The following is a 26,796-nucleotide window of genomic DNA, read 5'->3' on the forward strand; positions in this document are numbered from 1 at the left end:
TTCACCGCTACACAGGAAATTCCACCACCCTCTACCATACTCTAGCTCGACAGTTTTGAATGCAGTTCCCAGGTTGAGCCCGGGGATTTCACATCCAACTTAACGAACCACCTACGCGCGCTTTACGCCCAGTAATTCCGATTAACGCTTGCACCCTCTGTATTACCGCGGCTGCTGGCACAGAGTTAGCCGGTGCTTATTCTGTCGGTAACGTCAAAACACTAACGTATTAGGTTAATGCCCTTCCTCCCAACTTAAAGTGCTTTACAATCCGAAGACCTTCTTCACACACGCGGCATGGCTGGATCAGGCTTTCGCCCATTGTCCAATATTCCCCACTGCTGCCTCCCGTAGGAGTCTGGACCGTGTCTCAGTTCCAGTGTGACTGATCATCCTCTCAGACCAGTTACGGATCGTCGCCTTGGTGAGCCATTACCTCACCAACTAGCTAATCCGACCTAGGCTCATCTGATAGCGCAAGGCCCGAAGGTCCCCTGCTTTCTCCCGTAGGACGTATGCGGTATTAGCGTCCGTTTCCGAGCGTTATCCCCCACTACCAGGCAGATTCCTAGGCATTACTCACCCGTCCGCCGCTCGCCACCAGGTACAAGTACCCGTGCTGCCGCTCGACTTGCATGTGTTAGGCCTGCCGCCAGCGTTCAATCTGAGCCATGATCAAACTCTTCAGTTCAAACATCTTTGGGTTTTGAGAAAACCCTAAACTTGGCTCAGCAATCGTTGGTTACATCTTTGATTTCTCGCGGAGTAACTTGTGATGCTGATAATCTGTTGACTAGCAGTCTGACTCCACAAGCACCCACACGAATTGCTTGATTCAGTTGTTAAAGAGCGGCGGGTTGAGCCTTTCGTCTCAACCGAGGCGCGCATTCTACAGCGCCCCGTGTATCTGTCAAGCGGTTATTTTAAGAAGCTTTCAAAGTTTCGCTTGGAAATCCTTAACAACTTCAACCACTTGCGCTTTCGATCTCTCGTTAGCGGGAGGCGAATTCTACAGCGTTACTCGCTGCTGTCAACACCTCTTTTTTACCGCTTTCGACCGAGAAGATCGAACCGTCGATAGCGCCCAACAAACCGGCCTACCCACTCCTTCCGTGCTTCGATGAACTGAAGCGAAGCACTTACCGAAACTTGGTTAACTCATTGAAACTCAAGGAGTTTTCCGTTTCGACTGCGCCGGAAGTGGGGCGAATTATAGACATCCAGAATTTGCCGTCAACCCTTTATTTCGTTTTTATTACCGACGGGATCTTCTTGCCGATTAAACGAGGGATCCGCCGCGCAACCGGCCCAATCCTCAGCAACAACAATACGCCGCCTATAAAGGCATATATCGACCACTCCTTGAGATCCGCTCGCACGATCCACAACATATGCAGCAACCCAAGCCCGAGGATCAGGTAGGCCAGCCGATGCAGCTTTTTCCAGCGGGCTCCAAGTCGCCTTTGACTATAACGATTGGACGTAACTGCCAAGGCCAGCAGGCCAAGAAAGCCGAGCGCTCCAACGATGATGTAGGGCCGTTTGCTCAGCTCGACGCCTAACTGCGACCAATCGAACCCCAGGATGAACGCCGCATATCCACCCAAATGCAACACGACGTAAGCAAAGCACCACAACCCCAACTGTCGTCTTACGGCAATCCACCCAGCCCAGCCGGTCAGCTTCTGCAGCGGCGTCATGCTCAATGTGATCAATAGCAGTACCAATGTTCCCAACCCGAGTCGATCCACGAGCACCTTGCCTGGATCCGGTCCCAACGAATTCATGAACGCTTCGTAAAGCCAAAGCAATGGCCATATCGCCGCTGCGACGAAAACGCCTATCCGCCATGCCAGGAAACGCATCAGTAGTCTTTCCTCAGATCCATCCCTGCATATAAAGAAGCCACTTCCTCCTGGTATCCGTTGAACATCAAGGTATCGCGCACATTGGGGCTGAACAGACCGCTTGGCAAACGACGCTCTCGCGCCTGGGTCCAACGGGGATGATCGACGGTGGGATTCACGTTCGCATAAAAGCCGTACTCATCGGAGGCTATGCTTTGCCAGGTGGTCTTGGGCTGCTCGCCCACCAGGCTGATGCGCACGATGGACTTGACGCTCTTGAAGCCATACTTCCACGGCACCACCAACCGTAAAGGAGCGCCATTCTGGTTAGGCAGCTCCCTTCCGTACATGCCAACCGCCAGGATGGCCAGCGGATTCATCGCTTCATCCAACCGCAAACCTTCCACGTAGGGCCAGTCGATCAATGCAAAACCTGAACGCTGGCCTGGCATGGTCTTGGGGTCCTGCAAGGTTTCAAAACGAATGTATTTGGCCTTGGACGTCGGCTCGACTTGCTTGAGTAACGCGGATATGGGGAAACCAATCCAAGGGATGACCATTGACCAAGCCTCGACGCAGCGCAAACGGTAGATACGCTCTTCGAGCTGATAAGGCTTCATGAAATCTTCCAGTCCATAGCGCCCCGGCCTGCCCACCTCGCCATCCACCACCACGGTCCAGGGCTCGGTTTTCAACGATCCCGCATTGGCAGCCGGATCGCCTTTGTCAGTGCCGAACTCATAAAAGTTGTTGTAGTGGGTTGCATCCTTGAAGGGTGTGATCGCCTCCCCCTTGGCGGTCACCGCATCCCATTGGGTAGCAGGCAGCTTATCGGCAAACCAGGACGGCGCGTTTCCAGGCTCCACATTGGGATAACGCGCCACATCAGCGGCGCCGGCCCAGCGCGGCAGACTGCTTATGGCGACGCCAGCCACGGCGGCCCCCAGCATCTGGCGACGGGATAGATAAAGGGATTCGGGCGTGACGTCCGACTCATGACAATCGGACGACTTGGGGATCTTGATCAGCATGACGACTCCGCAGCATTGGGGGGAGATGCACCAATAGACTGCGGAGTATGGGGGAAATTAGATTAAGGCAACATTTAGCGGCGGCGAAGACGCAACAAATATTGCACCGGACCGGAAGCGGCATAGGCGAGGAAGACCAGCAGCAGGATACGTGGCGGATCGCTGAACACCACCGCAAACACCAGTACTACGGCCAGGATGGCCACGAACGGCACACGGCCCTTCAGGTCCAGCTCCTTGAAGCTGTTGTACTTGATGTTGCTGACCATCAGCATTCCGGCCGCCGCGACCAACAAGGCGACCAGGAACGACATCTTCGAGCCCTGGATCCCGTAGTCGCTGAACGCCCAGACCACCCCCGCCACGACCCCAGCAGCCGCAGGACTGGCGAGACCAATGAAGTAGCGCTTGTCCGCAGTGCCGACCTGGGTATTGAAACGCGCCAGACGTAACGCGGCACCGGCTACATAGATGAAGGCAACCATCCAGCCGACCTTGCCCATGTCACCCAGCGCCCAGCCGAATGCCAGCAACGCAGGGGCGACACCGAACGCAACCATGTCGGACAGAGAATCGTATTCGGCACCGAATGCACTCTGGGTGTTGGTCATGCGGGCCACGCGCCCATCCAGGCCATCGAGCACCATGGCGACGAAAATCGCAATCGCGGCAAAAGCGAAGTAGCGACTCGCCCCAGCGCTGTCACCCGCACTTAATGCCGCCTGGGCACTCATGGAGCTGATGATGGAATAGAAACCGGCGAACAGGTTCGCGGTGGTAAACAGGTTCGGCAGCAGATAGATGCCACGATGCCGGACCTTACGGCCTTCCGCGTCATGCCCCTCTTCGACATGCTCGTCGATAGGCAACAGGCTTTCGGCGTCAGGAGCCTGGTTCGGCTCGTCGGGACGTTCGCTCATGGACAGTACCTTGCAACGGTGTGAAAAATTCGACAGGTGCCCGGGGCGACGGTTCGACCCCAAACGATGCAGCTTTATACCAGAAGCCGACGCCCAAACGAAAAAACGCGGCCTGGGCCGCGTTTTTTTCGATCAAGCTCGCGACTCAGTTCTTGGCTTTGTCGACGATCTTGTTGGCACCGATCCACGGCATCATGGAGCGCAGTTGCTCGCCGATGATCTCGATACCATGAGCGGCGTTGTTACGACGCTTGGCGGTCATCGAAGGATAGCCAGTAGCACCTTCGCTGATGAACATCTTGGCGTATTCGCCGTCCTGAATACGTTTCAGGGCATTGCGCATGGCCTGACGGGACTCGGCGTTGATGACTTCCGGACCGGTCACGTACTCGCCGTACTCGGCGTTGTTGGAGATCGAGTAGTTCATGTTGGCAATACCGCCTTCGTACATGAGGTCAACGATCAGCTTCAGTTCGTGCAGGCATTCGAAGTAGGCCATTTCAGGCGCGTAGCCTGCTTCAACCAGGGTTTCGAAACCGGCTTTCACCAGCTCAACGGTACCACCGCACAGAACGGCTTGCTCGCCGAACAGGTCGGTTTCAGTCTCGTCCTTGAAGGTGGTTTCGATGATGCCGGTACGACCGCCACCAACACCGGCAGCGTAGGACAGGGCCACGTTCTTGGCGTTGCCGGACGCATCCTGGTAAATCGCGATCAGGTCAGGGATACCGCCGCCCTTGACGAACTCGGAGCGTACGGTGTGGCCCGGTGCCTTCGGCGCGATCATGATCACGTCGAGGTCGGCGCGTGGCACAACCTGGTTATAGTGGATCGCGAAGCCGTGGGAGAAGGCCAGGGTGGCGCCTTTCTTGATGTTCGGCTCGATTTCGTTCTTGTACAGCGACGATTGGAACTCGTCCGGGGTCAGGATCATGACCAGGTCGGCAGCGGCTACGGCGGAAGCCACGTCGGTGACTTTCAGGCCATGGGCCTCGGCCTTGGCAACAGTGGCCGAGCCTTTGCGCAGGCCCACGGTCACGTCAACGCCGGAGTCTTTCAGGTTGCACGCCTGGGCGTGACCTTGAGAACCGTAGCCGATGATGGCGACTTTCTTGCCCTGGATGATCGACAGGTCGCAATCTTTATCGTAGAAAACTTTCATGAATTTCCCCTATATCCGGCCGTTCCGGCCATTCGCTAATTTGGTTTAGATGCTCAGTACTTTGTCGCCACGGGCAATCCCGGTGACGCCACTGCGTACGGTTTCCAGAATCGAGGCAGTGCCGATCGATTGAATGAAGCTGTCGAGCTTGTCGCTGGTACCGGTCAACTGAACGGTATAGACGCTGGCGCTGACATCGACGATCTGCCCACGATAAATATCGGTAGTGCGTTTGATCTCGGCGCGCTGGGCACCGGTGGCCTTGACCTTGACCAACATCAGTTCGCGTTCGATGTGAGCGCTTTCCGACAGGTCCACCAGCTTGACCACCTCGATCAGCTTGTTCAGGTTCTTGGTGATCTGCTCGATGACTTCATCGTGGCCCACGGTGGTCAGCGTCAGACGCGACAAGGTCGGATCCTCCGTTGGTGCCACGGTCAGGCTTTCGATGTTGTAGTTGCGCTGTGAGAACAGGCCCACTACGCGAGACAGAGCACCCGGTTCGTTTTCCAGAAGCAAGGAAATAATGTGTCGCATGATTAGGTACGCTCCGTCTTGCTCAGCCACATATCGCGCATGGAGCCGTCTTTGATCTGCATCGGGTAGACGTGCTCGCTGGTGTCGACCTGGATGTCCAGGAACACCAGTCGATCCTTCATGGCGAAGGCTTCTTCGAGCCCGGACTTCAAGTCCTTCAGGTCAGTGATGCGGATGCCGACGTGACCATAGGCCTCGACCAGCTTGACGAAATCCGGCAACGACTCCATGTAGGAGTGCGAGTGACGGCTGCCGTAGCTCATGTCCTGCCACTGGCGAACCATGCCCAGTACACCGTTGTTCAGGTTGACGATTTTCACCGGCAGACCGTATTGCAGGCAGGTCGACAGCTCCTGGATATTCATCTGGATGCTGCCTTCACCCGTCACACAGGCAACATCGTTGTCCGGGAAGCTCAACTTGACGCCCATGGCCGCCGGGAATCCGAAGCCCATGGTGCCGAGGCCGCCGGAGTTGATCCAGCGGTTGGGTTTGTTGAACTTGTAGTACTGCGCCGCGAACATCTGGTGCTGGCCCACGTCCGACGTCACGAAGGCGTCGCCGTTGGTCACTTCGCACAACGTCTCGATGACGGTCTGCGGCTTGATTACGCTGCCGTCGCCCTTGTCGTACGGGAACAGGCCCCGATCGCCACGCCATTCATCGACCTGCTTCCACCAACTGGCCACGGCATCTTTGTTAGGAGCCTCGCCAATTTCCTTGAGGATCGCGACCATCTCGGTCAGCACGCTCTCGACAGGACCCACAATCGGCACGTCTGCCTTGATGGTCTTGGAGATGGACGCCGGATCGATATCGATGTGGATGATCTTGGCGTTCGGACAGAACTTCGCCGGACCGTTGATGACACGGTCGTCGAAGCGCGCGCCCACGGCCAGGATCACATCGGCATGGTGCATCGCCAGGTTGGCGGTGTAGCTGCCGTGCATGCCGAGCATGCCGATGAACTGGCGGTCGGTACCTGGGTAGGCGCCGAGCCCCATCAGCGTATTCGTAACAGGCAGGTTGAGCATCTTGGCCAGTTCGGTCAGGGGCTCAGAACCACCGCCGAGGATCACGCCACCGCCGGAATAGAGCACTGGACGCTTGGCCGCCAGCAGCATTTCGGCAGCCTTGCGGATTTGTCCCGAGTGACCGCGCACGGCCGGGCTGTAGGAGCGCAGCTTGGCTTTCTTCGGATAGATGTATTCGAACTTCTCGGCCGGGTTGGTCATGTCTTTTGGCACGTCGACCACGACAGGGCCAGGACGACCGGACTCGGCCAGGTAGAACGCCTTTTTCATGACCTCCGGGATTTCCGAAGCGTGCTTGATCATGAAGCTGTGCTTCACGATCGGCCGGGAGATACCGATCATGTCGGTTTCCTGGAACGCATCGGTGCCGACCATGGTGCTGGGCACCTGGCCGGAGATGATCACCATTGGAATCGAGTCCATATAGGCCGTGGCGATACCGGTAATGGCGTTCGTGGCGCCGGGGCCGGATGTCACCAGAACCACGCCGGCCTTGCCGGTGGCGCGGGCATAGCCGTCAGCCATGTGGGTGGCCGCTTGTTCGTGGCGAACCAGGATGTGGGTCACTTCCGGTTCTTTGAACAGGGCATCATAGACATGAAGAAGAGCACCACCGGGGTACCCGTAGATATATTTGACGCCTTCGTCACGCAAGAAGCGGACGAGCATCTCACCGCCAGATAAAAGCTCCACGTTGTTCACCTCTAAAACGCCAGAATACCGACCCATGGGAAAGGGACGGGTCTTAATAGGTTTACTTCTCGGCAGAGCATGAGCGACGGTGGTCGCCGACTACGTCAGCACTGACTGAGCAAGTATTGGGATCGTCCCAAGTGTTGCGGGCCTTTCCCACCCAGCGCGAGGTAACGCGTTGCGGGTGTAACAGGTCGGCGCGGATGTGCGCCTCATGATCTGCCGAGTGGGTCTGCTTCTGGCAGTCCCTCTACAGCGGACTTTGGATTCTTCTGTTTCGCCCTCTGCAAGTCAAGTCGTCAATGTGCTTTATTGAAGTAAGCACATGAGAACGCAAGAAAAAACCTTTAAACGGCTACTCTGTTAGCTTCGATTGCGCAACCCAGGACAAGGAAACAGCATGCGAATGATGTTATTGATGGCCAGCCTGTTGGTGGGCCTGAGCCCGATGAGCATGGCCGGCCAGATCTTCAAGTGGGTCGATGCCCAAGGCGTGACCCATTTCGGGGCCCAGCCGCCCGAGGGCGTCCAAGCGACCACCGTGGGCAAATCCGCGACGCCCGCCCCCAAACCTGCGGCACCAGCTTCAGGAGGAGTCATTGGCGACCAGAAAACCATCGATCAGCAGGTAAAACAGCAGGTTGCTGAACAGGAAGCTCAACTCAAGGCGTTTTGCGAACAGGCACGGACAAACCTGGCGCAGCTGCAGAACAACCCTAGGGTACGGGAAGAGGTGGAAGGCGAAATGCGCCGGCTTACCGACGAAGAGCGGCGCCAGCGCATCGATGAAACCCGTGCGCAGATCGACGAGAACTGCCAGTGAGTACCGTCAGCTGACGTCGGCGATCAGCTGGTCGAATTGTGCCAGCAGTCGCTGCAACTCGGCCCCCTGCCCTGGCCGTTGGGCATAGACCATTTCAGCCATGGCCAGAATACCCGAGGCGTTGGGCAGCGGCAGGTCGTTTTCCAGGATGGCTTTCATGCGCGGAAGAAAGATCCATTGCAGCCACTGCTCGAAATCCAGGGTGTCGACGGCGAACGGCTCGACACTGGCCAGCGCCTCGGCCGAAGGCGAAACATCACTCCACCAGCCCTGGACCCGCAGCTCTCGCTCGATCAGCAGTAGCTGATCGGCAATCTTGGGAAACCGAACATCCATCAGAGCGAAACCTTGGCTTTCTGGCGGGCCAGTGCCGCGCCTGCCGAATCGCCTTGCTTCTCGCGAGCCTGGGCGATCAATTCCCACAGGCTCGCCTGGAGCGCCGGGCGACCGCTGGAGAATGTCAGGCCGCGACGAGCCAGTTGCTCGGCTTGCGGCGCATCGCCCTGGGCCATGCGTACCTGGGCCAGACGATAAAGAACCTGCGGCTCACGCGGCGCAACACGCTGGGCTCGCTCGAGGCTCGAGGAAGCACCGTTGAGATCCCCTCCCGCCTGCTGCTGTTGCGCCGTGGTCAACAGGGCCAATACCGGTCCGTCCAGTTGCTCATCGGCGGACAAGCCACCGGAACTGGCCGATGGGGTACTGCTCGGCGTCGATGGCATGCTGTAGCTGCCCTGGTTGATCGGCGAGGTTTCGATAGGTCCAGGCGTGATCGGGCCCGGCGTGATCGGCGTGCTGCTGATCGGTGCCGACGTGGTGGCGCCACCTCCCGGCACCATTACCACCACGCCGGTGTCCCCTTGGGGAATCGCCTGCGCCTGGCCTTGTACTGGCCGCTTGACCGTCGTCTGACGGAAACCACCGTTGGCCGAGACTCGCTCGCTATTGGAAACGGCCGTACCGGAGTCGACGACCGGAATCGAACCGCGCTGTACGGTGGAACAGCCACTGAGCAAAGCCACGGCGGTTACCGCTGGAATCAACCACTTGTTCACTTGAAACCCTCTTTGCTTAATTCATCCAGTCCTTGACCCAATCCATCACCGATTCGGCGGGATTCTGACCACCACAGGCTGCACCGGGTGGCGGTTCGCTGCCGCGAATATACGGCATCTGCACAGCGCCCGGGCAGTTGGCATCGGAGCCTTGCCCAGTGCGCGAATCGACCCAGGCCTGGACGATGTTGTCGGGTTGCGGCATGTCCAGAGGCAGCGGATCGGCCTTGCGCATGAAACTGGTCCAGACCTGCAACGCACCGGTGGCGCCAGTGAACGGCGTCTTGCCATTGTCGTCACGGCCAAGCCAGACAACCGCCAGCAAGTCCTGGCTGAATCCGGCGAACCAGCTGTCGCGCGAATCGTTACTCGTACCGGTCTTGCCCGCCAGGGTCAACGTCCGTGGGAGTACGTTATAGACCGAACTGCCAGTGCCTTCGCGCATGACTCGTTGCATGGCGCTCTGGATCAGATAAATAGAAGCCGGGTCGAAGCGTTGCTGAATCTGGAACGGATAACGCTTGAGCGGCTCGCCATCGGCGGTCAACACGCTGCGGATCCCGCGCATCGGTGTGTTGAAGCCACCATTGGCAAGGGTCTGGTACATGGCCGCCACTTCGATCGGAGCCAGGCCACCGGCGCCCAACAGCATCGATGGGAAGGCCGGGAATTCGCGGTTCACTCCCAGGCGCGCCAAGGTCTTGAGCACATTCGGCACGCCGACTTCCAGCCCGAGGCGGGCCGTCGATAGGTTGTAGGAATGCGCCAGGCCTTGGTACAGGAACACCGTGCCGTGGGGACGACGATCATAGTTCTGCGGCGTCCAGACCTGCCCGTCCGCGCCCTTGACCGAGAACGACTCATCGGACAGCCAACTGGTGAGCGTGTACTGGCTTGGCTTTTCCAAAGCAGTGAGATAAACCGCCGGTTTGATCAGCGAGCCGATCGGTCGCACCGCGTCCAACGCCCGGTTGAATCCTGCGAAACTGGCCTGGCGGCTGCCGATCATCGCCTGGACTTCCCCGGTTTCAGGGTTGGTCACCACCATAGCCGCTTCGACTTCGTCGGAACCCTTGCGCCCCGCCAGTCGCTTGAAAGTGTCATTGACCGAGGCCTCGGCCTTCATCTGCAGGATCGGGTCGAAACTGGTGAAGATCCGCAGGCCTTCTTCGGTCAAGTCTTCGTCGCGGTAGTCTTCTCGCAGTTGACGCTTGACCAGGTCCATGAAGCCAGGGAACGAGCTGTCCGCCAAGCTGCCACGCTTGGTCACGCCCAGCGGCATCTTTTTCGCCGCCTCGACTTGTTCCGCCGTTGCCACGCCCTGCTGCTGCAACAGATCGAGCACCAGGTTGCGGCGCTCAAGCGCACGCTCCGGATTACGACGCGGATTGTAGGAAGACGGCCCCTTGACCATGCCCACCAACAACGCCACCTGGTGCAGCTTGAGTTCGGACAGTGGCTGGCTGAAGAAGAACTGGCTGGCCAGGCCGAAACCGTGCACCGCGCGCTGGCCGTCTTGCCCGACGAAGACCTCGTTGAGGTACGCCTCCAGGATCTCCTGCTTGTCGTAGTGCAGCTCCAGCAGCAACGCCATCATGGCTTCAGTCAACTTGCGGGTCAGGCTGCGCTCGTTGGTCAGGTAGAAGTTCTTGACCAACTGCTGGGTCAAGGTACTGCCGCCCTGGCGCATGTGCCCCGAAGAAGTATTGACCCAGACGGCACGGGCGATCGACTTGGGCGAGACGCCGAAGTGATGGTAGAAATCACGGTCCTCGACGGCAATCAGCGTATCGAGCAGGAACGGTGGCACCTGGTCGATCTTGATCAGGATCCGGTCTTCGAGGTTCTTGGGGTATAGGCCGCCAATCAACAGCGGCTCAAGACGCACCACGGACAGCTTGGCATTGTTGGCACCGGTCAGCGCGGCTACATAGTCGCCGGAAAACCGCACCCGCACCGGTTGCGCCTGCTCCATGCCTTCATAGAACTGGAAACCGCGGGTGTTGAGGTCGATGGTATTGCCGTTCACCGACGCCGCCCCGGGACCATTGGCGACGCTTTCGCGGCGATAACCCAAGGCATCGAGCTCAGTCAGGAAATCATCCTTGCTCAGCTTTTGTCCGACGAACAGCTCCAACGGCCGCGCGTAGACCTTGGCCGGGATGGTCCAGCGCTTGCCGGAGAACTTCTCCTGGACGATGGCATCGAGGTAGACGGCAAAACCGGCAAGCACGACAAGGCCTACCAGGCTCAGTTTAAGGGCCCAGCCCAACCAGGGCCGCAGGCGGCTGGCGGGTGGTTTCTTGGGGGTGCGGGGGGATCGGGTACGAGTCATGGCGGCGGATTATACGCACTTTGTCGAGGTTCAACATGAGTCCGCCAAGGTTTGCGTTAGCGCCGCTTGCGGCCATAATGACCGCCTTGAATTTTCCAGTCTCTGAAGGATCGCCCGTGAGCCAATCACTGATCGCTGCCCTGCAAAACCCAGCCCTCTACCCGCATCCCATCGAAGGGTTCCAGGTCATCGAAACCCACATCTCCTGGGTGTTGCTCACCGGCCCCTACGCTTACAAATTCAAGAAACCGGTCAATTTCGGCTTCCTCGACTTCACCAGCCTCGACGCACGCAAGCATTTCTGCGGCGAAGAACTGCGCCTGAACCAACGCCTGACCCAGGACCTTTACCTGGAAGTCTTGCCGATCACTGGCAGTGCCCAAGCGCCACAACTGGGCGGCGACGGCCCGGCTATCGAATACGCCTTGAAAATGCGCCAGTTCCCCCAAAGTGAACTGCTCAGCACGCTGCAGGCCAATGGCGAACTGACCACCGCGCACATCGATGAAATGGCCGCGCAGATCGCCCAGTTCCACCTCACCACGCCAAAAGTGCCTGCCGACAATGCGGCGGGCACACCAGACAGCGTCATGGCGCCGGTGCGGCAGAATTTCGAACAGATCCGTCCATTCCTCAACGACAAGGCTGACCTGCTGCAACTCGAGGCTCTCCAGGCCTGGGCGGAAACCAGCTTCGAGCGGCTCAAGCCGTTGTTTACCCAACGCAAGGCCGACGGTTTCATTCGCGAATGCCACGGCGACATCCATCTGGGCAACGCCACGGTGATCGACGGCAAAGTGGTGATCTTCGACTGCATCGAATTCAACGAGCCATTCCGTTTCACCGATGTCTACGCCGACACCGGGTTCTTGGCGATGGACCTTGAAGACCGCGGCCTCAAGTCCCTGGCGCGACGCTTCGTCAGCCAATACCTGGAGCTGACCGGCGATTACGATGGCCTGGAATTGCTGAACTTCTACAAGGCCTATCGTGCCCTGGTCCGCGCCAAGGTCGCGCTGTTCAGCATGCCCGCCGAAGCCGATCCGGTGCAGCGCGCCACGACCCTGCGTCAATACCGCAACTACGCCAACCTGGCGGAAAGCTACAGCACGATTCCTTCGCGCTTCCTGGCCATCACCCATGGCGTGTCCGCCGTTGGCAAAAGCCACGTAGCGATGCGCCTGGTGGAAGCGCTTGGCGCGATTCGCCTGCGCTCGGACGTGGAACGCAAGCGCCTGTTCGGTGAACAGCAAGTGCCGAACGATCCACAGGCCGGCATCTATAGCAGCGATGCCAGCAGCGCCACGTACGCCCGGCTGCATGAGGTCGCCGATGCGATCCTCCACGCCGGGTTCCCCGTGGTGATCGATGCCACCTACCTCAAGCATGACCAGCGCGACGCCGCGGCCAAGATTGCCGAAGGCACGGGCGCGCCGTTCCTGATTCTGGATTGCGAGGCGCCGCAAGCAGTGATCGAGAGCCGGCTCGCCCAGCGCCAAGCCGACCAGAAGGATCCTTCCGATGCCAACCTGACCGTCATCGCCGCCCAGCAGGCGAGCCGGGAAGCACTGACGCCGGCAGAAATCCTTTGCAGCAAACGGGTTCAAACCAACGAAAGCGGCACGCTGGATGTCGTGGTGGCGCAGATCCGCCAGCGCTTGCCGGGCCTGTAGAAACTATTTCGGCCGTGAAGCGACGCCCGGCTTCACGGCCGCCAAATAGTGGCACTATACTGGCGTCATAAAACCATCAGGTGATATGCCATGAGCCACCCAAAGCTTCTCGATACCCCGCTTTATGCCTTGTTGCGCAAAGATGACGTCGCCGGGTTTAACGCCGAACGACCTCAAGGTCCTATCGACATGCGCGGCGGCGATTTTCGTGGCCTCGACCTGCGGGAACTGAACGCCGACGACGTGGATTTCACGGATGCCTACTTCCGTTCCACCGATTTGCGCGGCATCGATTTTCGCAAGTCGTCACTGGAAGGCGCGAGCCTGGCTCATGCGCAGATCTCCGGCACCTACTTTCCACCCGAGCTATCTGCCGACGAGATCCTGATGTCGATGAATTTCGGCACTCGCCTGCGCTATCGCACCCGCTGAAACGACGGCACCCGTGGTTGCGGCACCATCACTCTCCAGCGCCCCTGCCTGCGCTGGACGATGCGCTTTTCCTTCTTTCCTCACCCATCGTGCGTAATGCATTAGAAGCTTTTGCGTCGATTCCGATCAAAGAATCACGCTTTTCCTGCTGAACGCTACACTCCTGAAAAGCTTGCCCACTGCACCAGTCGGCCGTCGCAAGGAGGCTCGATGAATGATGAACTGCAACACCTGAAGAATCTGGGCAAGACATCAGCCCAGTGGCTGCACGCCGTGGGCATCCACAGCGCCTCGGATCTGCGCCGGCTCGGCGCGGTAGACGCCTATCGCGCCGTACGCACTCGCGGGTTTCGCGCTTCCAAAGTGCTGCTGTATGCCATCGAAGGCGCGCTGATGGACATGCATTGGAACGATATCCCCCCGGAACGCAAGGAAGCCCTCAACAAACAGTTGGATGCCATTTCGGCGCGGCACAAAGCCTGAAACCATTTTTTCTCGCGTCCGACCCGCTCACGCCAAGAAACTTCGGGCAATCGGGAAAGAATGTTTGACTTGGTAATGAGAATCGCTATGATTACCACATCCGGTCGCGAGACTGGTCGATATTTGAAAAGCCCTTGGTTCGGACTCTCAGATATCTCCTCATCAGGCTAATCACGGTTATTTGACCCGGCTTATGCCGGGTCTTTTTTTGCCTGGAGAATCACTTCGCGTCGCCTGAACGCATTTGCGCGCAGTAATCCTGCGGCGGCATTGCCGGGGTGTACCACACGTAATCCGCCATGGCCGGTGTCACATTGCTGCCCTCTTCAGCCAACATCAGCACCGACGGCCCATCGTGGGCCCCCAGATCCAGCGCATGCAGCGGCACGCCAACGTCCTTGCGGCCATGCCAGGCGCCCGCGAACAACAACGCCGGCGCGGGAGCCTCAAGCAATCGTTCGGCCATGCGCCGGTCACGCTGCTGCTGCACAGCTAGCATCGCGGGCATTTGCGACTCTGGCAGGAGTCCGCAGTGGGACTCACGGATCTGCTCCAGCAGCACGCCCTTCACAGCATCCGAATTGGAACGAATTCCCTGCAACACAGGCGCTTGACGATAAATCCGTTGGATCTGCGCGCTGTCCAGATTGGCCGCCAGCACGGGATAGGATTGCATCAGGGCGAACTCGACCATGGGCCCGTAGAGGCTCCAGTCCCAACCTGGCGACCAGTCCAACGCGCCGGGCAGCTCCCTTGGCAAGGCAGACAACTGGCGAACCGCGTCGACCCGTGGTTGTTGCTGGGGCGTCAACATCTCCAGTAACAGGCTGCCTTGGGCCCGTCGCTCGGCCAAGGCCTGGAGCAGCCAACGCTGCAATTCATGGTGATCGCGATTGTCATGTTGCTCTCCAACCACGACTCGCTGGGCACCCGCCAAACGCTTGACCAATGCCTGGGCCGTGATCGATTGGCCGGTGTGCAAATCACGAATCCGTCCACCAAGCGGAGGGGGCTCGACGCTTTGACAGGCCGTCAACACAGCCAATGCCAGCATCAGGATCAAGCGCATATCGGTATTCTCCAGCCAGACTCAGCGGGCAATGATCAACGGATGGCCGCGCTCCGGATGGGACTGCACCAGCACGTCCAGGCCAAACACCGCCTTGAGGGGCTCCGGGCGCAGCACTTGCTGGGGCGAATCCAGGGCCACCGGCCTGCCGGACGCCAGCAGCAACAGGCGATCACAGTAACGCGCCGCCAGGTTCAGGTCATGCAGGATCACCAGCACCGCCGCGCCACGACCGGAAAATTCACGCACCGCTTGCAGAATGGTGTGCTGATGCAGCGGATCGAGCATGGAAGTGGGTTCGTCCAGCAGCAGGATCTGTCCCGCCTCGCCCGGCCACAATTGCGCCAGTACCCGGGCCAGATGGACCCGCTGTCGCTCACCGCCGGACAAGCTCAGGTAATTGCGACCTTGCAAATGTGCGGCGTCCGCAGCCCGCAGCGCCAATTCGACAATTTGCCCGTCACGTATCCGGCCGCTCTGGTGGGGCAGCCGCCCGAGGCCGACGACTTCTTCAACACGGAATGCGAAATCCAGGGTCGAGGTCTGCGGCAATACCGCCAGGCGACGGGCGCGCTCGCTGCCTTCCCACTGGGCCAGTGGCCGATCATCGAGCCAGACCTCTCCTTGTGCCGGACGCATTTCTCCACACAAACCGGCGAGCAGCGTACTTTTGCCCGCCCCATTGGGACCCAGCACACCCAGCACTTCGCCCGGAGTGAGCTGCAGATCGATATCCGCCAATACGGTTTTGTGGCCCCGGCGAATGTACAGGTTCTGCGCTCGTAACATCAGGCGCGCCCCCGCAACAAAAGATAAAGGAAAAACGGCGCGCCGATGAAGGCCGTGACGATGCCGATCGGCAGCTCAGCCGGGGCCAGCGCCAGACGCGCGACCAAATCGGCGAGCAGCAACAGGCTCGCCCCCGCCAGCACCGATGCCGGCAACAGGACGCGGTGGTCCGGCCCCGCCATCAACCGTACCAGGTGCGGCACCACCAGCCCGACAAAGCCGATCATGCCCGCCGCCGCGACGGCAGCCCCGACGCCCAAGGCGGTGCAGAACACCAACTCTCGCTTGAGCCGTTCGACGTCGATGCCCAGATGGGCGGCTTCCGATTCGCCGAGCAGCAAGGCGTTAAGCGCCCGGGCGCGACGCGGCAGCCAGATCGCGACGCCGACGCTGACCAGCAACAACGGCCACAACCGGCCGTAGCTGGCACCGTTTAGGCTCCCCAGGTTCCAGAACGTCAGGGTGCGCAAGGTCGCATCGTCCGCCAGGTAAGTGAACAAGCCGACCGCGGAACCGGAGAGCGCGGTCAAGGCAATGCCAGCCAAGAGCATGGTGGCGACATGCGTCTGGCCGTTGCGCCGGCCGAGGCGATAGACCAGCGCCGTGACTCCAAGCCCGCCGAGAAACGCACACAACGACAATACGTAGGGTCCCAACGCTTCGGGCACCCCGCCCAGCGCCGAGCCGGCGACGATGGCAAACGCGGCACCCAACGCCGCGCCACTGGACACGCCCACCAACCCCGGGTCGGCCAGCGGGTTACGAAACAATCCTTGCATCGCCACGCCGGACAGCGCCAACACTCCCCCCACCATCAGTCCCAGCAACGTGCGCGGCAGACGAATCTGGCCAAGGATCAGCTCGGCCTGCTCCAGGCCATCGGCGGCCACCGGCAAACCCAACAGGCGCAGGGCGGCCCGCAAGGTATCGAATAAGGGCAAGCTCACCGGCCCCAACGCCAGGGACAGCCAGGTCGCCAGCAGACACAGCAGGCCCAGCCCAATAAACAACGTGCGCGGCTTGACCAGCGCCGTCATGGCACCTGGGCCGGATAGAACGCATTGGTCAGCTTCACCAGGCTTTGCGGCAAACGTGGGCTTAGTCCGCCCACCAGCAACGTTGGGTCCAGCTCCATGACGCGCCCGTCTCTGGCGGCGCGCGTCGAGGACAGGATCGGATTTTCCTTGAACAACGCCGCGCGCGCCTCTTCACCGCGCAAGGCACGATCGGCGAAGACCAGCACTTCAGGGTTCAGGCTGGCCAGGGTTTCAACGGAGAACGGTTTGTAACCGCTGTGGGTCGCCAGGTTGTGGCCGCCGGCCTGCTGCAGTAGCCAATCAGCGGCGGTGTCCTTGCCCGCGACCAGCGGCTTGCCGCCAGCGCTGCCCACCAACAGCAATACACCAGGCGCCTTTTGCTTGAGCCGGGCTTCATCCACCCTAACGCTATGCCGGGAAAGACTCTGTTGATAATCCTCGAACAATTCTCTAGCCCTGGACTCGGCTCCCAACAACTGACCCAGGTGACGCAGATTGTCCTGGAGCGCCGCCAGGCTTGGCGCCGCAGAGAACAGTTCGACCTGCACCCCGGCGTTGCGAATCTGCGCCAAAACCGGAGGCGGCCCCATTTCTTCGGTACCCACCAGAATCTGCGGACGCAGGCTCAGCACGCCCTCCGCCGATAGCTGCCGCTGATAACCGATACTGGGCAACGCTCGCAGCGATTCGGGATGCTGGCTGGTCGTGTCCACGCCCACCAGTTTCGATTCACCACCCAGCGCGCCGACCCACTCGGACAAGGCGCCGCCGGCGCTCACCCAGCGCTGCGCAAGATCGGCCGCCAACGCTCCCTGGCAGGCCAGCAAGACGATACAGAGCGCAGCAACGCGGACATTCAGGCGCATCGGGCAGCTTCCTCGAAGAAGTTTTCCACAGGGTCGGGCTTGGACAAGTATCCTCGACACCACCTGCGAAGGAGGCGCCATTTGATAATTGTTTTCATTTGACCGTCAAGCATGGCACTCGACAACATAGCCTTCAACGAGCCCGTCCTTATGACACCTAGAGACTCACATGAAATTTCTTTGTAGCACCGCCGAGCTGCCTGAAAGCGGCAGTCGCGGTTTCGACGTGGATGGGCGCAAGCTCCTGGCCGTGCGGCGCGCAGGCCAGGCGTATGTCTATCTCAACCGCTGCCCGCACCGCGGCGTGCCGCTGGAATGGCAACCCGACCAGTTTCTCGATACCAGCGCCAGCCTCATCCAGTGCGCGACCCACGGCGCGCTGTTCCTGATCGAAAGCGGTGAGTGCGTCGCCGGCCCTTGCGCGGGGCAATTCCTGGCGGCGCTAGATAGCCGGGAGGACGATCAAGGCATTTGGGTCGAGCTGTAGTGGCTCAAGCAACACCGGCAGCGGACGATCGACCCACATCTGCTCCGGCGTCAGCATGGCGCCATATGCCAACACTTCCACCCCGGCGGCCACGGCCTCGTGCAACGCCGCGGCGTACACCGGGTCGATTTCGTGCGCCGGCCGCACCGCATCGATGCCGCTCAGGTTCACGCAATACAACTGCACCGCGCGCACGCCCTCCCGCGCCAGGCAAGCCAGCTCTCGCAGGTGCTTGGCGCCACGCAGGGTTACCGCATCGGGAAACGCCGCGACATTCGTCCCGTCGAAACCCAGCGTGACGCTTTTCACCTCGACCCAGGCCGAGCTGCGATCCGCGTAGGCGAGCCGAAAATCGATGCGGCTGTTCTCGACGCCATAGGCCACTTCCCGCTTGAGCCCTATGAACCCGTTCAGCTCACTGATGACACCGGCGCGCAGCGCTTCCTCGATCAACCCATTGGCCCGCGCGGTGTTGATACAGGCCAAGCGCCCCTGAGGGGTTTCGCCTATTTCCCAAGTGCCCGGCAACTTGCGTTTGGGGTCGTTGGAGCGACTGAACCAGACGCGCGCGCCCTCGGCCATGCAATTGAGCATCGAGCCGGTGTTGGGACAATGAATTGTCAACAGTTCGCCATGAACGGTCTCGATATCGGCGAGAAAACGTTTGTAACGTCGAATCAACCGTCCTTCTTCCAAGGCAGGGGAAAAGAGCATCAGCCTTGCCAGCTCCGCAGTCCGCGTTCAATTCGCTCCACCGCTTCTTGCAGCCGCGGCAGGCTTTGGGTGTAGGCGAAACGCACGTGATGACCGGCCTGATGACGACCGAAATCGAGCCCCGGCGTGAACGCCACGTGTTCGGTTTCCAGGAAGTGCTGGCAGAACGCGAAGGCATCTGCGCCGAAAGCGCTGATATCGGCATAAAGGTAGAACGCCCCTTGGGGCTCCACTGCGATGCCGAACCCCAGCTCACGCAACGCTGGCAGGAGAAAGTCACGACGCAGCGCGAACTCGGCGCGCCGTTGTTCGAAAATCGCAATGGTCGCCGGCTCGAAACAGGCCAAGGCCGCGTACTGGGCCATGCTTGGCGCACTGATGTAGAGGTTTTGCGCGAGCTTTTCCAACTCAGCGACGGCCGCCGAAGGCGCCACCAGCCAGCCCAGCCGCCAGCCGGTCATGCCGAAATATTTGGAAAAGCTATTAAGGACGAACGCATCGTCATCGACTTCCAGCACGCTGGCGGCGTCGGTGCCGTAGGTCAGGCCGTGATAGATCTCGTCGACGACCAGGTGCCCGTTGTGGGCCTTGATCGCCTTGGACAATCCCGCCAATTCATCCCGGCTGAGAATCGTCCCGGTCGGGTTGGCCGGGGAAGCCACCAGGGCACCGACGCTGTCCTGGTCCCAATGGCGATCCACCAGGTCCGGCGTCAACTGATAACGCACGTCCGGCCCCACGGGCACCAATTGTGCCGCGCCTTCGATCAGCCGCAGGAAATGACGGTTGCAGGGATAGCCTGGGTCGGCCAATAGCCAATGTTTACCAGGGTCCACCAGCAGAGCACTGGCCAGCAACAACGCGCCGGAGCCGCCCGGAGTAACCAGGACGCGCCGGGGATCGATCTCCACGCCGTAGCGCTGCGCGTAGAAACCGGCGATGGCTTCGCGCAGCTCGGGAATGCCCCGGGCCGCGGTGTAGCGGGTCTTGCCGGCGGCCAGGGCAGCCTGGCCGGCCTGGATGATCGGCTCGGCGGTGGTGAAGTCCGGCTCGCCGATTTCCAGGTGAATGACATCGTTCCCGGCGGCCTGCAGTTCGTTGGCGCGCGCCAGCAGCGCCATGACATGGAATGGTTCGATGGCACGGCTGCGTGCGCTGTAGGGCTGGGCCATTGGGCCGTCCTTCACGAAAAAAGAACCGATTCTACCCAACTCGGGAACGGGTGCGGGAACGAGCGCAAATCTAAAACGGTCCTAGCGCTAGCTGGAAATGACTCCAGCGTTAAACCCAGACTTGACTAAAATCAAGCATTGAGCAGGTTTGCAACACCACCGAACCGGACCCGATCATGTTTTACGGGCCCCAGCCGCGCCAGGCTCGACAACCGGGAGTAGCGCAGGCTGATTTGATCTGGTAAGTTCGCCCGCTTGCAGCCGCAGGGCCGGCAGGTGTCGGTGATGGAGCAATCCTGCGTAGTGGATTACAAGAGTAGAGGCGGTCCATTCATGCCCACCCAAGCAAAGCAGAATCAAAATCAGTCGCTCAGCGGGTTTGAGCCGTATGTCGCGAAAGAGGGCGAAGAGTACATGGGCGCCCCCATGCGCGCGCACTTCACCAAGATCCTGAACAAGTGGAAACAGGACTTGATGCAGGAAGTCGACCGCACGGTTGACCATATGAAGGACGACGCTGCTAACTTCCCCGACCCGGCCGACCGTGCCAGCCAGGAAGAAGAATTCAGCCTTGAACTGCGCGCTCGCGACCGTGAACGCAAGCTGATCAAGAAAATCGACAAGACGCTGCAACTGATCGAAGACGAAGAATACGGCTGGTGCGAGTCCTGCGGCGTCGAGATTGGCGTCAAGCGACTGGAGGCACGTCCGACCGCCGACATGTGCGTCGACTGCAAGACCCTCGCGGAAATCAAGGAAAAACAGGTCGGCAAGTAATCGCCGGGGCTGTCATCGAAACGGAGCGTTCATACGCTCCGTTTTTTGTTTGCGAGGCTCCCATGCCCTCAGTTCTTGTGGGAGCGAGCCTGCTCGAGAATGCGTTCGTCCAGCCAACATTGATGTGACAGCCACACCGCTTTCGCGAGCAGGCTCGCTCCTACAGGGAATTATGCTCCGTCATCAAGATTTGCACTCCTTTCGCCCGGACCCCGTAAAATTCGCTCTATGACTGACTACACCGGACGCTTCGCCCCCACCCCCAGCGGCCACTTGCATTTCGGCTCGCTGGTCGCCGCCCTGGCGTCGTACCTCCACGCCCGGGCCGTGGGCGGACGCTGGTTGTTGCGCATGGAAGACCTCGACCCGCCCCGGGAAGAGCCCGGCGCGCAGGCGGCAATTCTCAAGGCGCTGGAAAGCTACGGCTTTGAATGGGATGGTGAAATGGTGCGCCAGAGCGACCGCCACGCCGCCTACCAGCAGGTCATCGATCGCTTGTTCAACCAAGGCCTCGCCTACGCCTGCACCTGTTCGCGCAAGCAACTGGAACCCTATCAGGGCATTTATCCGGGACTGTGCCGCAACGCAGGTCACAACATCGAAGACGCCGCCATCCGCCTGCGCGTCCCCGAACTTGAATACCATTTCGTCGATCGGGTCCAAGGCGAATTCCGCCAGCACCTGGGCCGCGAGGCCGGCGACTTTGTGATTCGTCGCCGCGACGGGCTGTATGCCTACCAATTGGCAGTGGTCCTGGACGACGCCTGGCAGGGTGTCACCGATATAGTCCGAGGCGCCGACCTGCTGGATTCCACGCCGCGCCAGCTATACCTGCAAGAACTGCTTGGGTTGCCACAACCGCGCTATCTGCACGTGCCACTGATTACCCAGCCGGACGGGCACAAACTCGGCAAATCCTATCGTTCACCACCCCTGACGGCCGATCAGGCAACGCCTCTGCTGTTGAGAGCGCTGCGCGCACTGGGCCAGCAACCCGCATCGGAGTTGGTCGATGCCAGCCCACGGGAGTTGCTGGCCTGGGGCATTCGCCACTGGGATGCGGGAAAGATCCCACGCACACTGTCCCTGCCCGAAGCGCAAATACAGTGACGGCCCTTGCAGCCTGCCGCCTATCCGTTACCATCGCCGCACGTTTTCGGGCACGTGCATAAAAAAGAGAGGCCGGGATGTACATCTATCGCTTGGTCCTGCTCCTGGTAGTGGGGATTTACCTGTTCTCCCCAGCCATCATGGATTGGTGGATCGATGCCACGGGTGCCTGGTATCGGCCCTATCTGCTCTGGCTGATCCTGATCGTCGTGACCTTCATCCTGCAGAGCCAAAAAGATGCCGATGAGCTTTAGCCTGACCCAGATGATCCTGATCAGCGCCGCCTATCTGGCGGTGCTGTTCGGCGTGGCTTGGATCAGTGAACGAGGCATGATCCCCCGGGCAATCATTCGCCACCCGCTGACCTACACCCTCTCGTTGGGCGTCTACGCCAGTGCGTGGGCGTTTTATGGCACGGTCGGCCTTGCGTACCAATACGGCTATGGCTTCCTGTCCAGTTACCTCGGGGTGTCCGGCGCCTTCCTGCTGGCGCCGGTGCTGCTTTATCCGATCCTGAAAATCACCCGCACCTATCAATTGTCTTCGTTGGCCGACCTGTTCGCCTTTCGATTCCGCAGCACCTGGGCCGGTGCGCTGACCACCATCTTCATGCTGGTCGGCGTGCTGCCATTGCTGGCGCTTCAAATGCAGGCGGTCGCCGACTCCATCAGCATTCTGACCCACGAACCGGTGCAGCACCGAGTGGCGCTGAGCTTCTGCGTCCTGATTATCCTGTTCACGATTTTCTTTGGCTCGCGGCACATCGCCACGCGGGAAAAACATGAAGGCCTGGTGTTCGCGATCGCCTTCGAATCGGTGATCAAGCTGGTCGCCATCGGCGGCGTCGGCCTCTATGCCTTGTATGGCGTATTCGATGGCCCGCAGCAGCTCGAGATCTGGCTGTTGCAGAACCAGACCGCCCTCGCCGCGCTGCATACGCCGCTCCAGGAAGGCCCGTGGCGCACGCTGCTGCTGGTGTTCTTCGCCTCGGCGATCGTCATGCCGCACATGTACCACATGACCTTCACCGAGAACCTCAACCCGCGCTCGCTGGTCAGCGCGAGCTGGGGCTTGCCGCTGTTCCTGCTGTTGATGAGTCTGGCCGTGCCGCTGATCCTGTGGGCCGGCTTGAAACTGGGCGCCAGCACCAACCCGGAATATTTCACCCTCGGCATCGGCATCGCCGCCAACAACGAAGCCTTGGCGCTGCTGGCGTATGTCGGCGGCCTGTCAGCGGCCAGTGGCCTGATCATCGTGACCACCCTGGCACTGTCGGGCATGGCTCTCAACCACTTGGTACTGCCGCTCTACCAGCCTCCAGCCGAGGGAAACATCTATCGCTGGCTGAAATGGACCCGTCGCGCATTGATCGTTGCGATCATCATGGCCGGCTACGGTTTCTATCTGATGCTGGGCGACGGACAGGACTTGGCCAACCTGGGCATCGTCGCGTTCGTTGCGACCCTGCAATTCCTGCCCGGCGTCCTGTCAGTGTTGTATTGGCCGACCGCCAACCGCCGCGGCTTTATTGCCGGCCTGCTGGCGGGGATCGTGGTCTGGCTGGTCGCCATGCTGCTGCCGCTGCTGGGCAACCTGCAGGGTTTCTATATTCCGCTGTTAAACATGATCTACGTGCTCGACGACACCAGCTGGCACATGGCAGCCATCGCCTCGCTGGCGGCAAACGTGCTGATGTTTACCCTGATCTCGCTGTTCACCAATGCCAGCAGCGAAGAAGCCAGTGCCGCCGAAGCCTGCGCTGTGGATAACGTGCGCCGGCCCCAGCGCCGTGAACTGCACGCTGCCTCGCCCCAGGAATTCGCCACCCAACTGGCCAAGCCTCTTGGCGCCAAGGCCGCGCAAAAGGAAGTCGAACAGGCCCTGCGCGACCTTTACCTGCCATTCGACGAACGCCGTCCATACGCCTTGCGTCGGTTGCGGGATCGGATCGAAGCCAACCTGTCCGGCCTGATGGGCCCCAGCGTGGCCCAGGACATGGTCGAAACGTTCCTGCCCTACAAGGCCGGCGGCGAGAACTATGTCACCGAAGACATCCACTTCATCGAGAGCCGCCTGGAGGATTACCACTCGCGCCTCACCGGCCTGGCCGCCGAGCTGGATGCCTTGCGCCGTTACCATCGCCAGACCCTGCAGGAACTGCCGATGGGCGTGTGCTCCCTGGCCAAGGACCAGGAGATCCTCATGTGGAACAAGGCCATGGAAGAACTGACCGGGATTGCCGCGCAGCGGGTGGTCGGTTCCCGCCTGAGCACGTTGGGCGAGCCGTGGAAAGGCTTGCTGCAAGGCTTCATCGACCTGCCGGACGAGCATCTGCACAAACAACACTTGGCCCTGGACGGACAGACCCGCTGGCTGAACCTGCACAAGGCAGCGATCGACGAGCCTTTGGCGCCGGGCAACAGCGGCCTGGTGCTGCTGGTGGAAGACCTGACCGACACGCAGATGCTCGAAGACAAGCTGGTCCACTCCGAGCGCCTGGCCAGCATCGGTCGCTTGGCCGCCGGGGTGGCCCATGAAATCGGCAATCCGATCACCGGCATCGCCTGCCTGGCGCAGAACCTGCGCGAAGAGCGCGAGGACGATGGCGAGCTGACGGAAATCAGCGGCCAGATTCTCGAACAGACCAAGCGCGTATCGCGCATCGTCCAGTCGTTGATGAGTTTCGCCCACGCCGGCGGTCATCAGCACAACGACGAGCCGGTGTGCCTGGCCGAAGTGGCCCAGGACGCCATCGGCCTGCTGGCGCTCAACCGGCGCAACTTCGAAGTCCAGTTCTTCAACCTGTGCGACCCCGAACACTGGGTCGACGGCGACCCCCAACGGCTCGCCCAGGTGCTGATCAATCTGCTCTCCAATGCGCGCGACGCCTCACCGGCCGGCAGCGCGGTACGGGTCAAGAGCGAAGCTTTCGAACATACCGTCGACCTGATCGTCGAAGACGAAGGCAGCGGTATTCCACAGAACATCATGGACCGATTGTTCGAACCCTTCTTCACCACCAAGGATCCTGGCGAAGGCACCGGTCTGGGCCTCGCACTGGTCTATTCCATCGTTGAAGAGCATTATGGACAAATCACCATCGACAGCCCGGCCGATGTTCAGAGCCAACGCGGCACCCGTATTCGGGTGACCTTGCCGCGTCATGTCGAAGCGACGTCCGCTGTGAACTGAGACCGTCGAGAGAATCGAATCAATGCCGCACATTTTGATCGTCGAAGACGAAACAATCATCCGCTCCGCCTTGCGCCGCCTGCTGGAACGCAACCAGTACCAGGTCAGCGAAGCCGGTTCCGTGCAGGAAGCACAAGAACGCTTCAGTATTCCAACCTTTGACCTGATCGTCAGCGACCTGCGCCTGCCCGGCGCACCCGGCACCGAGCTGATCAAGCTCGGCCAGGGCACGCCCGTACTGATCATGACCAGCTACGCCAGCCTGCGCTCGGCGGTCGATTCCATGAAAATGGGCGCGGTCGACTACATCGCCAAGCCATTCGACCACGACGAGATGCTCCAGGCCGTGGCCCGGATCCTGCGTGATCGACAGACGGCGAGCAGCCAGCCAGCGGAAGCGACGAACGGTAAGGCCGCGGCGTCCGGTAAGGTGGGCGCAAGCAACAGCAACGGCGAAATCGGCATCATCGGCTCTTGCCCTCCGATGCAGGACCTTTACGGCAAGATCCGTAAAGTGGCGCCGACCGACTCCAATGTGCTGATCCAGGGCGAGTCCGGCACCGGCAAGGAACTGGTGGCCAGGGCGCTGCACAACCTGTCCCGCCGGGCGAAGGCCCCGATGATCTCGGTGAACTGCGCAGCCATCCCGGAAAGCCTGATCGAGTCCGAATTGTTCGGCCACGAAAAAGGCGCATTCACGGGCGCCAGCGCCGGGCGCGCCGGTCTTGTTGAAGCAGCGGACGGCGGCACGTTGTTTCTCGATGAAATTGGCGAACTTCCTCTGGAAGCCCAGGCGCGGTTGCTGCGCGTGCTCCAGGAAGGCGAGATCCGCCGGGTGGGCTCCGTGCAATCGCAGAAGGTCGATGTGCGCCTGATCGCGGCGACCCACCGGGACCTCAAGAGCCTGGCGAAGATCGGCCAGTTCCGTGAGGACTTGTATTACCGCCTGCACGTGATCGCGCTCAAGCTGCCGCCGCTGCGCGAGCGTGGCGCGGACGTCAATGAAATCGCCAATGCCTTCCTGGCCCGCCAGAGTGCGCGTGTCAACCGCACCGACCTCAAGTTTGCCCCGGACGCCGAGCAGGCCATTCGTCACTACGCCTGGCCGGGTAACGTACGCGAACTGGAGAATGCCGTGGAGCGCGCGGTGATCCTGTGCGAGAGCCCGGAAATTTCCGCCGACCTGCTGGGCATCGATATCGAGGTGGGCGACCTGGACGATGAAGAGTTCATCGGGCTCGCACCGCAGCAAAACGGCGCGAACAACACCAGCCACGAGCCCACCGAGGACCTGTCGCTGGAAGACTACTTCCAGCACTTCGTCCTCGAGCACCAGGACCACATGACCGAGACGGAGCTGGCGCGCAAGCTGGGCGTGAGCCGCAAATGCCTGTGGGAACGCCGGCAGCGCCTGGGTATTCCACGGCGCAAGACCGGGGCCACCAGCGAAAGCTGAGGTGCCCAGGTAACATCGCTGGATGTGAAAAAACTGTTACCTCAGCTTTTTCACGTAACAAAAGCCGGGGTTTACGGTAACGAAATCCCGGCTTTTTTTTGC

Annotated in this window: 25 protein-coding genes and 1 rRNA gene (1 of these 26 cut by a window edge); 10 read left to right on the forward strand and 16 right to left on the reverse strand. The window is 60.5% G+C overall.

The genetic code is table 11. The annotated features are described in order from the left end of the window. The 7 genes from J3P90_RS21755 to J3P90_RS21785 all read right to left on the reverse strand — a co-directional run. A 16S ribosomal RNA gene (locus tag J3P90_RS21755) occupies positions 1 to 691 on the reverse strand; it reaches 848 nt to the left of the window's first position. 550 nt (positions 692 to 1,241) lie between these two features. After that, on the reverse strand, positions 1,242 to 1,865 hold the full coding sequence (gene msrQ, locus J3P90_RS21760) for a protein-methionine-sulfoxide reductase heme-binding subunit MsrQ (RefSeq protein ID WP_434675381.1): 624 nt from the start codon (positions 1,863 to 1,865) through the stop codon (positions 1,242 to 1,244). Further along, positions 1,865 to 2,878 (reverse strand): protein-methionine-sulfoxide reductase catalytic subunit MsrP, encoded by a 1,014-nt coding sequence (gene msrP / locus J3P90_RS21765; protein WP_434675382.1) that lies wholly within the window; start codon positions 2,876 to 2,878, stop codon positions 1,865 to 1,867. The genes msrQ and msrP overlap by 1 nt, the downstream gene beginning before the upstream one ends. 74 nt (positions 2,879 to 2,952) lie before the next feature. Then, complete coding sequence (pssA, locus tag J3P90_RS21770) at positions 2,953 to 3,798, reverse strand: CDP-diacylglycerol--serine O-phosphatidyltransferase (RefSeq protein ID WP_420767588.1); 846 nt, start codon at positions 3,796 to 3,798, stop codon at positions 2,953 to 2,955. Between the two features lie 145 nt (positions 3,799 to 3,943). Continuing rightward, a complete protein-coding gene (ilvC, locus tag J3P90_RS21775) occupies positions 3,944 to 4,960 on the reverse strand; it encodes a ketol-acid reductoisomerase (RefSeq protein ID WP_003228216.1) in 1,017 nt (338 codons plus the stop codon). A gap of 45 nt (positions 4,961 to 5,005) precedes the next feature. Next, entirely contained in the window at positions 5,006 to 5,497 is a 492-nt protein-coding gene (gene ilvN, locus J3P90_RS21780) for an acetolactate synthase small subunit (protein ID WP_003176102.1), read from the reverse strand. 2 nt (positions 5,498 to 5,499) lie between these two features. After that, the gene (locus tag J3P90_RS21785) at positions 5,500 to 7,224 is read right to left on the reverse strand and encodes an acetolactate synthase 3 large subunit (protein WP_420767589.1); all 1,725 of its coding nucleotides are present in this window, start codon (positions 7,222 to 7,224) and stop codon (positions 5,500 to 5,502) included. A gap of 400 nt (positions 7,225 to 7,624) precedes the next feature. On the opposite strand from J3P90_RS21785, the gene J3P90_RS21790 reads away from it, so the two are divergent. Next, the gene (locus tag J3P90_RS21790; protein ID WP_434675383.1) at positions 7,625 to 8,047 is read left to right on the forward strand and encodes a DUF4124 domain-containing protein; all 423 of its coding nucleotides are present in this window, start codon (positions 7,625 to 7,627) and stop codon (positions 8,045 to 8,047) included. A gap of 6 nt (positions 8,048 to 8,053) precedes the next feature. On the opposite strand, the gene J3P90_RS21795 is transcribed toward J3P90_RS21790, so the two are convergent. The 3 genes from J3P90_RS21795 to mrcB are packed head-to-tail and all read right to left on the reverse strand — an operon-like array spanning position 8,054 to position 11,437. Further along, the gene (locus J3P90_RS21795) at positions 8,054 to 8,383 is read right to left on the reverse strand and encodes a YqcC family protein (protein WP_434675384.1); all 330 of its coding nucleotides are present in this window, start codon (positions 8,381 to 8,383) and stop codon (positions 8,054 to 8,056) included. Then, on the reverse strand, positions 8,383 to 9,102 hold the full coding sequence (locus J3P90_RS21800; RefSeq protein WP_434675385.1) for a tetratricopeptide repeat protein: 720 nt from the start codon (positions 9,100 to 9,102) through the stop codon (positions 8,383 to 8,385). The genes J3P90_RS21795 and J3P90_RS21800 overlap by 1 nt, the downstream gene beginning before the upstream one ends. Positions 9,103 to 9,118: 16 nt before the next feature. Beyond that, entirely contained in the window at positions 9,119 to 11,437 is a 2,319-nt protein-coding gene (mrcB, locus tag J3P90_RS21805) for a penicillin-binding protein 1B (protein ID WP_420767593.1), read from the reverse strand. A 116-nt stretch (positions 11,438 to 11,553) separates the two neighbouring features. Here mrcB and J3P90_RS21810 point away from each other — a divergent pair, with 116 nt between their 5' ends. From J3P90_RS21810 to J3P90_RS21820, 3 genes are all read left to right on the forward strand, one after another. Further along, a complete protein-coding gene (locus tag J3P90_RS21810; protein WP_434675386.1) occupies positions 11,554 to 13,110 on the forward strand; it encodes an AAA family ATPase in 1,557 nt (518 codons plus the stop codon). Between the two features lie 90 nt (positions 13,111 to 13,200). Further along, positions 13,201 to 13,542 (forward strand): pentapeptide repeat-containing protein, encoded by a 342-nt coding sequence (locus tag J3P90_RS21815; protein WP_420767595.1) that lies wholly within the window; start codon positions 13,201 to 13,203, stop codon positions 13,540 to 13,542. A gap of 210 nt (positions 13,543 to 13,752) precedes the next feature. Further along, positions 13,753 to 14,025: a TfoX/Sxy family protein gene (locus J3P90_RS21820; RefSeq protein WP_420767596.1), complete on the forward strand. Its 273-nt coding sequence runs from the start codon at positions 13,753 to 13,755 to the stop codon at positions 14,023 to 14,025. A gap of 220 nt (positions 14,026 to 14,245) precedes the next feature. Here J3P90_RS21820 and J3P90_RS21825 read toward each other — a convergent pair whose 3' ends face one another. The 4 genes from J3P90_RS21825 to J3P90_RS21840 are packed head-to-tail and all read right to left on the reverse strand — an operon-like array spanning position 14,246 to position 17,786. Continuing rightward, the gene (locus J3P90_RS21825) at positions 14,246 to 15,094 is read right to left on the reverse strand and encodes a ChaN family lipoprotein (protein ID WP_434675387.1); all 849 of its coding nucleotides are present in this window, start codon (positions 15,092 to 15,094) and stop codon (positions 14,246 to 14,248) included. 21 nt (positions 15,095 to 15,115) lie between these two features. Then, entirely contained in the window at positions 15,116 to 15,883 is a 768-nt protein-coding gene (locus J3P90_RS21830) for a heme ABC transporter ATP-binding protein (RefSeq protein ID WP_434562280.1), read from the reverse strand. Then, complete coding sequence (locus J3P90_RS21835) at positions 15,883 to 16,866, reverse strand: FecCD family ABC transporter permease (RefSeq protein ID WP_420767662.1); 984 nt, start codon at positions 16,864 to 16,866, stop codon at positions 15,883 to 15,885. The genes J3P90_RS21830 and J3P90_RS21835 overlap by 1 nt, the downstream gene beginning before the upstream one ends. Before the next feature lie 50 nt (positions 16,867 to 16,916). Further along, positions 16,917 to 17,786 (reverse strand): heme/hemin ABC transporter substrate-binding protein, encoded by an 870-nt coding sequence (locus J3P90_RS21840; RefSeq protein WP_420767599.1) that lies wholly within the window; start codon positions 17,784 to 17,786, stop codon positions 16,917 to 16,919. Between the two features lie 169 nt (positions 17,787 to 17,955). Between J3P90_RS21840 and J3P90_RS21845 the strand changes: the two genes are divergently transcribed. After that, a complete protein-coding gene (locus tag J3P90_RS21845; RefSeq protein ID WP_434609531.1) occupies positions 17,956 to 18,273 on the forward strand; it encodes a Rieske (2Fe-2S) protein in 318 nt (105 codons plus the stop codon). On the opposite strand, the gene sfsA is transcribed toward J3P90_RS21845, so the two are convergent. Both sfsA and J3P90_RS21855 read right to left on the reverse strand, forming a co-directional pair. Beyond that, positions 18,229 to 18,987, reverse strand: a complete 759-nt coding sequence (sfsA, locus tag J3P90_RS21850; protein ID WP_434675388.1) for a DNA/RNA nuclease SfsA — start codon at positions 18,985 to 18,987, stop codon at positions 18,229 to 18,231. The genes J3P90_RS21845 and sfsA overlap by 45 nt on opposite strands. Beyond that, positions 18,987 to 20,159 carry a pyridoxal phosphate-dependent aminotransferase gene (locus tag J3P90_RS21855; protein WP_434562272.1) on the reverse strand — a complete coding sequence of 391 codons (1,173 nt, stop codon included), beginning with the start codon at positions 20,157 to 20,159 and terminating at the stop codon, positions 18,987 to 18,989. Before J3P90_RS21855 ends, sfsA begins: the two co-directional genes overlap by 1 nt. A gap of 333 nt (positions 20,160 to 20,492) precedes the next feature. Between J3P90_RS21855 and dksA the strand changes: the two genes are divergently transcribed. From dksA to J3P90_RS21880, 5 genes are all read left to right on the forward strand, one after another. Further along, positions 20,493 to 20,936, forward strand: coding sequence for an RNA polymerase-binding protein DksA (dksA, locus tag J3P90_RS21860; protein WP_420767603.1), 444 nt, complete (start codon positions 20,493 to 20,495; stop codon positions 20,934 to 20,936). Between the two features lie 228 nt (positions 20,937 to 21,164). After that, a complete protein-coding gene (gene gluQRS / locus J3P90_RS21865; RefSeq protein WP_434675389.1) occupies positions 21,165 to 22,046 on the forward strand; it encodes a tRNA glutamyl-Q(34) synthetase GluQRS in 882 nt (293 codons plus the stop codon). A 77-nt stretch (positions 22,047 to 22,123) separates the two neighbouring features. After that, positions 22,124 to 22,300 carry a hypothetical protein gene (locus J3P90_RS21870; RefSeq protein ID WP_003176118.1) on the forward strand — a complete coding sequence of 59 codons (177 nt, stop codon included), beginning with the start codon at positions 22,124 to 22,126 and terminating at the stop codon, positions 22,298 to 22,300. Then, positions 22,284 to 25,238, forward strand: coding sequence for a sensor histidine kinase (locus J3P90_RS21875; protein ID WP_420767605.1), 2,955 nt, complete (start codon positions 22,284 to 22,286; stop codon positions 25,236 to 25,238). Before J3P90_RS21870 ends, J3P90_RS21875 begins: the two co-directional genes overlap by 17 nt. Positions 25,239 to 25,260: 22 nt before the next feature. Then, positions 25,261 to 26,694 carry a sigma-54-dependent transcriptional regulator gene (locus J3P90_RS21880; protein WP_420767606.1) on the forward strand — a complete coding sequence of 478 codons (1,434 nt, stop codon included), beginning with the start codon at positions 25,261 to 25,263 and terminating at the stop codon, positions 26,692 to 26,694. Positions 26,695 to 26,796: the final 102 nt, after the last annotated feature.

Source organism: Pseudomonas sp. D3-10 (assembly GCF_051132175.1).
In the GTDB taxonomy this organism is placed as follows: domain Bacteria; phylum Pseudomonadota; class Gammaproteobacteria; order Pseudomonadales; family Pseudomonadaceae; genus Aquipseudomonas.